Source organism: Streptomyces sp. NPDC059002 (assembly GCF_042740435.1).
Classification (GTDB): domain Bacteria; phylum Actinomycetota; class Actinomycetes; order Streptomycetales; family Streptomycetaceae; genus Streptomyces.
In genome coordinates this window covers 172,142-182,554 of sequence record NZ_JBHYJI010000001.1, presented here as the reverse complement: position 1 = coordinate 182,554, position 10,413 = coordinate 172,142, and the positions used below count along the sequence as shown (strand labels likewise).

General features: G+C 72.4%; 10 protein-coding genes and 1 pseudogene. 2 read left to right on the top strand and 9 right to left on the bottom strand.

Annotation, left to right across the window (positions count from 1 at the left end; translation table 11 throughout):
- From pcaB to ACFWZ2_RS00790, 5 genes are all read right to left on the bottom strand, one after another.
- A partial coding sequence (gene pcaB / locus ACFWZ2_RS00810) for a 3-carboxy-cis,cis-muconate cycloisomerase (protein ID WP_384539718.1) occupies positions 1-1,308 on the bottom strand: 1,308 nt, incomplete at its 3' end.
- Positions 1,305-1,859, bottom strand: coding sequence for a protocatechuate 3,4-dioxygenase subunit alpha (gene pcaG, locus ACFWZ2_RS00805; protein WP_384539715.1), 555 nt, complete (start codon positions 1,857-1,859; stop codon positions 1,305-1,307). The genes pcaG and pcaB, both read right to left, overlap by 4 nt.
- Complete coding sequence (pcaH, locus tag ACFWZ2_RS00800) at positions 1,859-2,650, bottom strand: protocatechuate 3,4-dioxygenase subunit beta (RefSeq protein ID WP_384539712.1); 792 nt, start codon at positions 2,648-2,650, stop codon at positions 1,859-1,861. Before pcaH ends, pcaG begins: the two co-directional genes overlap by 1 nt.
- Positions 2,647-3,342, bottom strand: coding sequence for a 3-oxoacid CoA-transferase subunit B (locus tag ACFWZ2_RS00795; protein WP_384539709.1), 696 nt, complete (start codon positions 3,340-3,342; stop codon positions 2,647-2,649). Before ACFWZ2_RS00795 ends, pcaH begins: the two co-directional genes overlap by 4 nt.
- Positions 3,342-4,097: a CoA transferase subunit A gene (locus ACFWZ2_RS00790; protein WP_384539706.1), complete on the bottom strand. Its 756-nt coding sequence runs from the start codon at positions 4,095-4,097 to the stop codon at positions 3,342-3,344. The genes ACFWZ2_RS00795 and ACFWZ2_RS00790 overlap by 1 nt, the downstream gene beginning before the upstream one ends.
- Positions 4,098-4,268: 171 nt before the next feature.
- Between ACFWZ2_RS00790 and ACFWZ2_RS00785 the strand changes: the two genes are divergently transcribed.
- Positions 4,269-4,736, top strand: a complete 468-nt coding sequence (locus ACFWZ2_RS00785) for a MarR family winged helix-turn-helix transcriptional regulator (RefSeq protein ID WP_384539704.1) — start codon at positions 4,269-4,271, stop codon at positions 4,734-4,736.
- Positions 4,737-4,751: 15 nt separating this feature from the next.
- Here the strand turns inward: ACFWZ2_RS00785 and ACFWZ2_RS00780 are convergent, their stop codons facing one another.
- From ACFWZ2_RS00780 to ACFWZ2_RS00770, 3 genes are all read right to left on the bottom strand, one after another.
- Positions 4,752-5,699, bottom strand: a complete 948-nt coding sequence (locus ACFWZ2_RS00780) for a DUF3048 domain-containing protein (RefSeq protein ID WP_384539702.1) — start codon at positions 5,697-5,699, stop codon at positions 4,752-4,754.
- A gap of 39 nt (positions 5,700-5,738) precedes the next feature.
- Positions 5,739-7,550: an FAD-dependent oxidoreductase gene (locus tag ACFWZ2_RS00775; protein ID WP_384539699.1), complete on the bottom strand. Its 1,812-nt coding sequence runs from the start codon at positions 7,548-7,550 to the stop codon at positions 5,739-5,741.
- Between the two features lie 136 nt (positions 7,551-7,686).
- Positions 7,687-8,757 carry an ATP-dependent DNA ligase gene (locus ACFWZ2_RS00770; RefSeq protein ID WP_384539696.1) on the bottom strand — a complete coding sequence of 357 codons (1,071 nt, stop codon included), beginning with the start codon at positions 8,755-8,757 and terminating at the stop codon, positions 7,687-7,689.
- Between the two features lie 87 nt (positions 8,758-8,844).
- On the opposite strand from ACFWZ2_RS00770, the gene ligD reads away from it, so the two are divergent.
- A complete protein-coding gene (gene ligD, locus ACFWZ2_RS00765; protein WP_384539693.1) occupies positions 8,845-9,876 on the top strand; it encodes a non-homologous end-joining DNA ligase in 1,032 nt (343 codons plus the stop codon).
- A gap of 22 nt (positions 9,877-9,898) precedes the next feature.
- Here ligD and ACFWZ2_RS00760 read toward each other — a convergent pair.
- Positions 9,899-10,413 (bottom strand): annotated as a pseudogene (locus ACFWZ2_RS00760) (hypothetical protein); the annotation flags it as partial.

The window sequence follows — 10,413 nt, the reverse complement described above, 5'->3', positions numbered from 1 at the left end:
GTGGGTGGGGTTGGTGAGGTTGCTGAGGTTGGGGGCGGGTTCGAGGTTTTTGAGGGCGGGCTCGTCCGCCAGGATGTCGGCGAGGGAGCGGCCTTCGGTACGGGTGCGGTGTGCGGCCTCGGTCAGGAGCGCCTTCGCGCGGGCCCTGCCGAGCGTCGGTGTCAGCTCCGCCGCGAGCCGCTCGGACACGATCAACCCGCCTGTCAGGCCCAGGTGTTCCCGCATCGCGTCCGGATGGACGCGCAGTCCCTCGCCGAGTTCGGCGGCGGCCCGTGCCGCGCCGCCGGTCAGGCGCAGCAGCTCCCGCAGGGGCTCCCACTCGGCGTGCCAGGCCCCCGCGGGCCGCTCGTCCTCGGCGGCAAGGGACCCGAACAGCGTCCCGGCGAGCCCGGGCGCGCGCCGCGCGGCCGCGGCGACGAGCGTGGCCCGCACGGGATTCGCCTTGTGCGGCATGGCGGACGACCCGCCGCCCACCCCCTCGGACACCTCGGCGATCTCGGTGCGGGAGAGCGTGAGGACGTCGGCCGCGGCCTTGCCCAGCGCGCCCGCGGTGAAGGCGAGCGCGCCCGCGAGATCGGCGACGGGCGTACGGAGCACGTGCCAGGGCAGCGCGGGCTCGCGGAGCGCCAATTCGGCGGCGTACGCGGCAAGAACCCGCACGGCGGCGTCGGCGCCGTCACGGCCCTCGTCCCCGCCCTGCGCCCCGTATGCGCCCAGGGCGGCCAACGTCCCCGCCGCGCCGCCCAGTTGCACCGGCAGGCTCCTCCGTACCGTCTCCACCCGGTCCCGTGCGTCGAGGGCCAGGGCGCGCCAGCCCGCGGCCTTGAGGCCGAACGTCGTCGGCACGGCGTGCTGGGTCAGGGTGCGGCCCGGCATCGGGGTGTCGCGGTGCTCCGCGGCAAGGCGTGCCGTCGCCGCGGCCGTGCGGTCCAGGTCGGCGAGGATCAGGTCCAGGGTCCGCGCGGACACCAGCATCGCGGCGGTGTCCAGGATGTCCTGGCTGGTCGCGCCCCGGTGGACGTACGGCGCCGCCGACGCGGGCACCGCGGCCGTCAGGTCCGCGACCAGCGGGATCACGGGGTTGCCGCCGTCCCGCGCGCGGAGCGCGATGGCGCGGGCGTCGAAGCGGGCCGCGTCACGGGCCGCCTCCGTGATCGCCGCCGCCGCTTCCTGCGGGGCGATGCCGATTGCGGCCTGGGCGCGGGTGAGCGCGGACTCGGCGTCCAGGAGCGCCTGGAGGAAGGCCACGTCGGACGTCGCCGCCTCGGCGGGCGAGCCCACCGAGCCGGGGGAGAGCAGGCCGGTCACGCGAACTCCAGGAACACGGTCTCGCCGTCCCCTTGGAGACGGATGTCGAAGCGGTACGTGCGGTCCTGCTCGCTCCGGGCGATCAGCGTGGACCGCCGCTCCGCGTCCAGCGAGCCGAGCAGCGCGTCGCCGGGTTCGTCCACCAGGTACGCGCGCGTGTACAGGTGATGGAGGAGCCCGCGCGCGAAGACGGCGACCGAGATGTACGAGACGCCCCCGGGCGGCAGCGTCCGCACCGTCCAGTGGCCGTCCGCGTCGGTCGGCACCCGGCCGAACCCGGTGAACGCGACGCCGTCCCTGCCGATCACCCGCCCCGTGACGGGATCGTGCCGCAGCGAGCCGGGCGCGCCCGTGCGCGAGCGGTCGGGGGCGGGCTGCCAGGTCTCGATCAGGGCGTCGGGGACGGGCTGTCCCGCGCCGTCGAAGACGTACCCGTGCAGGGTGATGGTGTCGGCGTGCCCGGCGGGCGCGACCTCGCCGCCGCCGGGGAAGGGCAGCGCGTAGCCGTAGAAGGGGCCGACGGTCTGCGAGGGGGTGGGGGCGTGCGGCATCAGTGGTGCTCGCCTTCCTCGAAGAGGGTCGCGGACGGGCCGTCGAGGACGATGTCCCAGCGGTGGCCGAGCGACCACTCGGGCACGGACAGGTCGTGGTCGTAGGTGCAGACGAGCCGCTGCCGCGCGGCGGAGTCGGTCACCGACCGCAGCACCGGGTCGTACGGGAAGAGCGGGTCCCCGGGGAAGTACATCTGGGTGACCAGGCGTTGGGTGAACGCCGTGCCGAAGAGCGAGAAGTGCAGATGGGCGGGGCGCCAGGCGTTGACGTGATTGCGCCACGGGTAGGCGCCCGGCTTGATCGTCGTGAAGGAGTACGCGCCCGTGTCGTCGGTCAGACAGCGGCCGAAGCCCGTGAAGTTCGGGTCGAGGGGCGCCGGGTGCTGGTCCAGCTGATGGGCGTACCGCCCGGACGCGTTGGCCTGCCACAGCTCGACCAACTGGCCGCGCACAGGACGCCCTTCGCGGTCCAGGATCCGGCCGCTCACGGTGATCCGCTCGCCGAGCGGCTCGCCCTGGTGCTGCCGCGTCAGATCGCGGTCGAGGTCCGTGACGTCGGTGACGCCGAAGGCCGGTCCTGTCAGCTCCACCGCCTCCGGGTCGCGGACGGGTATCAGGGGCCGCTTGGGGTGGCGGAAGTGGCTGCTGCGGTAGGGCGGGTAGTCGCGCGGCGGATGGTTCCCGGGGGCCGCTGCCGCCTGGAGTCTGGCGACCTCGGCGTCGATCGCGTGCTGGTCGAGTCCGTCGGGCAGGGGCCGGGGCTGGGGTTGGGGCTGCGTGATCGTCGTCATGTCCGGCGGCTCCGTGCAGGGGGAAGTGCGGGGGAGGGTGCTGGGGCGGGGATGATTCCTTCGGGGACGTGCACCTTCGCCGCGGTCCGTGCGGTGATCTCGTCGACCGTGACGCCCGGCGCCGACTCGACCAGTTCCAGGCCGTCTCCGGTGACGTCGAGCACGCCGAGGTCGGTGATGATCCGGTCGACGCACGTCCTGCCGGTCAGCGGCAGCGCACACTCGTCGACGATCTTCGGGGCGCCGTCCTTGGTGGTGTGCGTCATGACGACGATGACGGTGCGGGCGCCGTGCACGAGGTCCATCGCCCCGCCGATCCCCGTGATCATCTTGCCGGGGACCGCCCAGTTGGCGAGGTCGCCGCGGGCGGACACCTGCATCGCGCCCAGGACGGCGACGTCGATGTGCCCGCCGCGGATCATCCCGAAGGAGAGCGCGGAGTCGAAGTAGGAGGCGCCGGGCAGTACGGTCACGGTCTCCTTGCCCGCGTTGATGAGGTCGGGGTCGACCTCGGCCTCGGTGGGGTAGGGGCCCACGCCGAGGATGCCGTTCTCGGATTCCAGGACCACCTCGACGCCGGGCGGCAGATGGTTGGGGATCAGCGTCGGCAGCCCGATGCCGAGGTTGACGTACTGGCCGTCGCGCAGCTCGGCCGCGGCGCGTGCGGCCATCTCCTCACGGGTCCACGCCATCAGAGACTCACCGTCCGCTTCTCGATGCCCTTGTCGGCCGCCTGCTCGGGGGTGAGCGCGACGACCCGCTGCACGAAGATCCCGGGCAGGTGCACCTCGTCGGGGTCGATGGCGCCGGGCTCCACCAGCTCTTCCACCTCGGCGATCGTGACCCGGCCCGCCATGGCCGCGAGGGGGTTGAAGTTCCGCGCGGACTTGGCGAAGACGAGGTTGCCGTGCCGGTCGCCCCTGGCCGCCCGCACCAGGGCGAAGTCGGTGCGGATGCCGTGTTCCAGGACGTACTCCGTGCCGTCGAAGTCGCGTACTTCCTTGGGCGGCGACGCCACCCGCACCCCGCCCTCCCCGTCGTAGCGCCAGGGCAGTCCGCCGTCGGCGACCTGGGTGCCGACCCCGGCGGGGGTGTAGAAGGCGGGGATGCCCGCGCCGCCGGCCCGCAGCCGTTCGGCGAGGGTGCCCTGCGGGATCATCTCGACCTCCAGTTCACCGCCCAGGTACTGGCGGGCGAACTCCTTGTTGGCGCCGATGTAGGAGCCGGTCACGCGGGCGATGCGGCCCGCCGAGAGCAGCACGGCGAGCCCGGAGTCCATCGCTCCGCAGTTGTTGGACACCACGTGCAGATCCGTGACACCGGACCGGTGCAGCGCCCGTATCAGTTCGTTCGGCACTCCGCTCAGGCCGAAGCCGCCGACCGCGAGCGACGCCCCGTCCCGGGCGTCGGCCACCGCGTCGGCGGCCGTGGCCATCACCTTGTCCATCCGCGCAGCCCCCTCTTTCCGTGTCTCCGTGTCCCCTGAGCCAGGACCAATTAGTCAGGGCACTGACTATTCAGCTGAGCGTAGGAGGTCCGGAAGTTCGTGGCAAGAGCAGGTAACGGAGGAGGCCTCGGCCAGGTATTGTTCAGTGCACCGACTAAGAAGGAGAACCCCATGGCCGCGGTGGACCTTGCCACCCACCCCGGGCATCTGGCCCGGCGGCTGCAGCAGGCGCACTACCTCCTGTGGAACACGATGGTCTCCGAGGAGATCACCTCGCCCCAGTTTGCCGTGCTCAACGCCCTCGTCGCCGAACCCGGCCTCGACCAGCGGACCGTGGGGGAGCGGGTGGGCCTCGACCGGTCCACCGTCGCCGAGGTCATCAGCAGACTGATCCGCCGCGAACTGCTCGACAAGGTGCGCGACCCGCAGGACGGGCGGCGCTATCTGCTGCGCCTCACCGACGAGGGCGTGCGCACCCACCGCAAGCTGACCCTGCGCACGGCCAGGATGAACCAGGTCTTCCTCGCACCGCTCTCCACCGACGAGCAGAGCGTGTTCTTCGACCTGATCCAGCGGGTCGCGGACGCCGCGGAAGGGCTGCGCAACCCCGTGGAACCGGCCGCCGTCACCCGGGGCTGACCGGGGCGGCGGCGCTCAGGCCTTCGCGTACACCACCCACACCTGCCCCTTGGCGAACGGCAGCCGGTCGCCGTCCGCCGTCGTGAACTCCGTGCCGTCCTCGGCCGTGGGCCGCTCCCAGCGTGCGTCGTAGGCCCGCCCGTCCCGCAGCACCCGCGCCCGGCCCGAACCGACCGTCTCGGTGAACGGCGAGACGTTGCCCGAGCGGTCGTGGAAGCGGGACTCGCGGACCTTCACGTACTGCACGACGACGGTGGCCGCGCCGAGCTCCTTGCCCTCGGACGTACGGGCCCGTTCCCCGTCCATGGCGATGCGCCAACGCCCCTCGTACTCCACCCAGTCGAAGGTGAAGCGGGCCGCGGGGAAGCGCACCGTCCTGCGGGTCTCCGGGGTGCCGCCCGCCGGGCGCGGGCCGAAGCGGAACCCGGTGCTCTCCAGACCGCTCGCGCGCGGGGCGGCCTTCAGGGCGCCGGGGCGCAGGAAGAGATTGTGGGGCGCCGCCCTGCCGCCACCCCGGAAGTAGGCGTCGCCGGGCGCCTTGCCCGGCGGCAGCGCGCGCAGGGGTGCGTCCGCGATCAGCGGGAGCAGCTTCGACTGCGCCCCGGAGAACGCGAGCACCGGACGGTCGAACTGCCTCAGCAGTTCGAGATCGGTCTCGCGCGCGCTGCGCACCGGCCCGATCGTGGACGGCACGCGCGAGGCGTACACCGCCATGAGGCGGCTGAGGCCCGCCTCCACCTGCTCGACATAGACGACGTCCGCGGCGTCGAGACCGGTCTGCGGGCGCGCGGGACCCACGTTGTCGATCTTCACGGCGAGCACGGAGCCGCCCTGCCCCGACCCCTCCGACGGAGGCTTGCCGTCCGCCCCGGAGGGGTCGATGGTGCAGCCGGACGCCAGGGCGGCGAGTGCGATCGCCACCGCGGCCCCGGTCCGTGCGCGCGCGTGCGTCGGCCGTCTCATGCGAGGGTTCCTACCCCGTACGCGCCCGCTCGCAGCCCCTCAGCCCAGATCCAGGGCGTTCGGCAGGCCGAGCCGGTAGCGGGTGCGGTCGTGGCGCTTGAGGAGTTCGATCGCCGGGGCGCGGAACAGCGGGGTCACCGTGCAGGGCTTCTGGTCCGAACCCGCCCGCTCAAGCAGGGCGTTGACCGCCTGGCGGGCCGAGGCGTTGGCGCCCTCCATCGTCGCCAGGTCGATGTCGACGGAGACGTAGTCGCCGGAGAGGAAGAGGTTGGGGATCTTCGTGGCGGCCGACGGGCGGTTGTGCAGGGTGCCCACCGGGTGGATGAGCAGCTCGTCCTGGTTGGTCGGGTGCGGGGTGCCGAGGCCGTCGACGCCCGGGTCCAGGAACCACGAGTGCAGCTTGCTGTCGCTGAGCACCGTCTTCCCGGTGTCGTTGAGCGCGGCCTTGAGCTGTGCCCACACCTCTTTGGCGACCTCGTCCCGCGTGCACTGCTTGGCCGTCTTGCCGTACAGGATGCCCGGCTTGTCCCACTCGGAGATGTCCACCGACAGACAGTCGACCGCGACGCCGTCGCCGTAGTCGGCGGGGAAGTCGCGGTGCGGCCAGTGCCCCGCCTGCGCGATACCGGTCAGCGACCAGGGGGAGTCGATGCAATTGAAGTGGCCCTTCACGACGGGCGGGCGCTCCGTCAGATAGAACTGGATGCCCGTCATCCAGTCCGTCTCCAGCTTGTCGCAGCGCGCCAACTGCGGGTCGGCGGCCTTGAGTTCGGCGCTCCACGTCCGGCGCGCGTGTTCCACGGGCATCGCCTGGACGTAGTGGTCGGCGGTGATGTCGCGCCGCACCCCGCCGGGGTCCTCGACCACGGTCCTGGTGATGCGGCCGCCGCCGAACGCCAGCTCGCGCACGGTCCAGCCGACCTTGAACTCCACGCCCAGCGACGTGAGATGGGCCACCCACGGGTCGATCCACGCCTCGTTGGTCGGCGCGTTCAGGAGCCGGTCGGGCGGGCCGTCCGCGCCCTGGCCGAGCGCGTTGAAGACGAACGCCTCACCGAGCGTGCCGACGGTGCGGGTGCTGGCGACCTCGGCCTTCGTCGCCACGATGTTGCGGGTGACGCCGATCGCGAGGATGCGCTGGTAGTCCTTCGACATCCGCTCGGCGCGCACGAAGTCCCACCAGGGCGTCGACTCCCAGTCGTCGTCGCGGCGTTCGTCGCAGCTGGTCAGGAAGACCAGGGCGCGGTTCACGAAGTACGCGATCTCGTGGGCGGGCAGGTGGAAGGCGGTGTCGAGCAGCGCGGTCAGCGCCCGCGCGATGTCGTCGGGCGTGAGCTGCTCGGGGTCGCTGCCCGGCCACGGGATGGGCATGCGGAGGTCCTCGCGGCCCGTGCGCGCGAACGACATCTCGCGGGGCGCCGCCAGGTTGTCCCAGACGCCGTTCGCGTTCCCGGGGAAGGGGATGCGGCGCATCGTGTCGGGGAGGTTGTGGTAGATCCCCGGGATGAAGCGGAAGCCGTGCTCGCCGGGCAGCGGCTTGCGGTTGCCCTTCGCGCTGTCCGGCACGTCCATGCTGCGGGCCTTGCCGCCGAGCGCCCTGCGCTCGAAGACCGTGACGGCGAAGCCGCGTTCGGCCAGCTCGTGGGCGGCGGTGAGTCCCGCGACGCCGCCGCCGAGCACCGCCACGGACTGCCGAGCCCGCGGCGCCCCGGGGGTGGCCGCGGCCGCGGGCAGCGCTCCCGTGCCCACGCCGAGCGCGGCGGCACCGCCCACCGCCGCGGCTCCCGCGACGAATCCCCGTCGCGTGCTGCCCCTGTTTCCCGCACCCGCCTCGGCATCGCTGTGCCCCATGCCCCGTCCCCCTTACCGTCGGTAACTGACGTGTCAGGCGCAGGAGCATACGGTCGGGGTCAATGGGGCGGAAGGTGCGCGGGAGCCGCTTCGCACATTGGCGTGATTACGTCGCGGACGCTCGCCCGCGCGCGGGTCAGGCCTGTGGGCCGAGCACATCCGTGAGGTCGTACCGCACCGGCTCCTCCAACTGGGCGTAGGTGCAGCTCTCCGGGGTGCGGTCGGGGCGCCAGGTACGGAAGCGGGCCGTGTGCCGGAAGCGCCGGCCGCCCTCCATGTGGTCGTACGCCACCTCACAGACCCGCTCCGGGCGCAGCGGCACCCAGGACAGGTCCTTCTTGCCCGACCAGCGGCTCGGGGCGCCGGGCATCCTCGCCGTCTCGTGCGCGGACTCGTCCGTCCACGCCGCCCACGGATGCCCCGCCGCGGACTCCATCCGCAGCGGCTCCAGTTCCTCGACGAGCTCGGCACGCCGCTGCATCGAGAACGCCGCGCACACACCGACGTGCTGCAGGGCGCCCCCTTCGTCGTAGAGCCCGAGGAGCAGCGAGCCGACGACCGGCCCGCTCTTGTGGAAGCGGTAGCCCGCGACGACGCAGTCCGCCGTCCGTGCGTGCTTGATCTTGAACATGAGGCGTTCGTTCTGCCGGTAGCGCAGATCGAGCGGCTTGGCGATGACACCGTCCAGCCCCGCACCCTCGAACCGCTCGAACCACTCCCGCGCCACCTCCGGATCCGTGGTCGCCGGGGCCACGTGGACGGGGGCGGTGACGCCGTCCAGCGCCTTCACCAGGAGGGCCCTGCGGTCGGCGAGCGGCGAGTCGAGGAGCGCGTCGTCCCCGAGCGCGAGCAGATCGAACGCGACGAACGACGCGGGCGTCCGCTCCGCGAGCAGCGCCACCCGCGACGCCGCCGGATGAATCCGCTCCGTGAGCGCATCGAAGTCAAGGCGCCCGTCCCTGGCGATGACGATCTCCCCGTCCATCACACAACGCGCCGGAAGCCGCTCCCGAAGGGCGTCCACCAGCTCCGGGAAGTAGCGGGTCAGCGGCTTCCCCGTACGGCTGCCGATCTCGATCTCGTCCCCGTCGCGGAAGACGATCGCACGGAACCCGTCCCATTTGGCCTCGTACTGCATGCCCGGCGGGATCTTCGCGACGGGCTTGGCGAGCATGGGTTTCACGGGGGGCCGCACCGGCAGGTCCATGATCCCAATTTATGGGGCGCCCGTGCGGTGCGCGCGCCAGTATCACCCAGTATGCGGTGAATGCCCCCTCCGCTTAGCGTGGCCCGCATGGGTGCAGCCAAGGGCAAGAGCGCGGCCGTGGAGATCGACACGGGGGAGCGGACGGTGCGGCTCTCCAGCCCGGACCGGGTGATCTTTCCCGAGCGGGGGTTCACCAAGCTGGACCTCGCCGAGTACTTCGTGGCCGTCGGGCCCGGCATCCTGCGCGCGCTCAGGAACCGCCCCACGACCCTGGAGCGCTACCCGGAGGGCGTGACCGGCGAGTCCTTCTACCAGAAGCGCGCCCCGAAGAACCTGCCCGACTGGATCCCCACCGGCACCGTCACCTTTCCCAGCGGACGCACCGCGGACGAGATCTGCCCGACCGAGGTGGCGGCCGTGATCTGGGCCGCGCAGTACGGCACGCTCACCTTCCACCCCTGGCCGGTGCGGCGCGACGACGCCGACCACCCCGACGAACTCCGCATCGACCTCGACCCCCAGGTCAGCACGGACTACGCCGAGGCGGTGCGGGCCGCGCACGAACTGCGCGCGGTCCTGGACGAGTTCGGGGGCCTGACGGGCTGGCCGAAGACCTCCGGCGGGCGCGGCCTGCACGTCTTCGTGCCGATCACACCGCGCTGGACCTTCACCGAGGTGCGGCGGGCCGCCATCGCCTGCGGGCGCGAGCTGGCGCGGCGCATGCCGGACGCGGTGACGACGGCGTGGTGGAAGGAGGAGCGGGGGGAGCGGGTCTTCGTGGACTACAACCAGACGGCCAGGGACCGCACCATCGCCTCCGCCTACTCCGTACGGGCCCGCCCCCACGCCCCGGTGTCGGCGCCGCTGCGGTGGACGGAGGTCGACGACGCGGTGCCCGAGGACTTCGACATCGGCACCATGCCGGAGCGCTTCGCGAAGGTCGGCGATGTGCACGCCGACATGGCGGACGCGCCCGGCTCCCTCGACGCGCTCCTCGAACTGGCCGACCGGGACGAGCGGGACCGGGGCCTCGGCGACCTGCCGTATCCGCCGGAGTTCCCGAAGATGCCGGGGGAGCCGAAGCGGGTGCAGCCGAGCCGGGCCAGACACGAGGAATGACCCGGCCGCTGCCGGAGGGCCCTCAGTCCGTGAAGCGGGTCAGGACGCCGCCGAGGGATTCCCAGTCCTTGACTCCGGGACCCCAGTTGCTGCCGTCCCACCACTTGTGGAACAGCGCCGAATCCGTGCCCCTGGTGAACACGTCGAGCCGGTTCGGCTCCCAGGCCACCGCCGTCGGCGAACTCGTACAGATGCCGCCGAGGGATTCCCACCCTGTGACGCTGGGGCCCCAGTTGCTGCCGTCCCACCATTTGTGGTGGAGCGCGGAGTCGGTGCCGACGACGAAGAGGTCGAGCCGGTTCGCGCCCCAGGAAACGGCGACGGGGGTGCCCTCGCACACTCCGCCGAGGGATTCCCAGCCCTTGATGCTGGGGCCCCAGTTGCTGCCGTCCCACCACTTGTGATGGAGCGCCGAGTCGGTGCCGACCACAAAGAGGTCCAGCCTGTTCTGTCCCCACGACACCGCGACGGGTTCGCTCATGCAGATGCCGCCGAGGGATTCCCACCCTGTGACGCTGGGGCCCCAGTTGCTGCCGT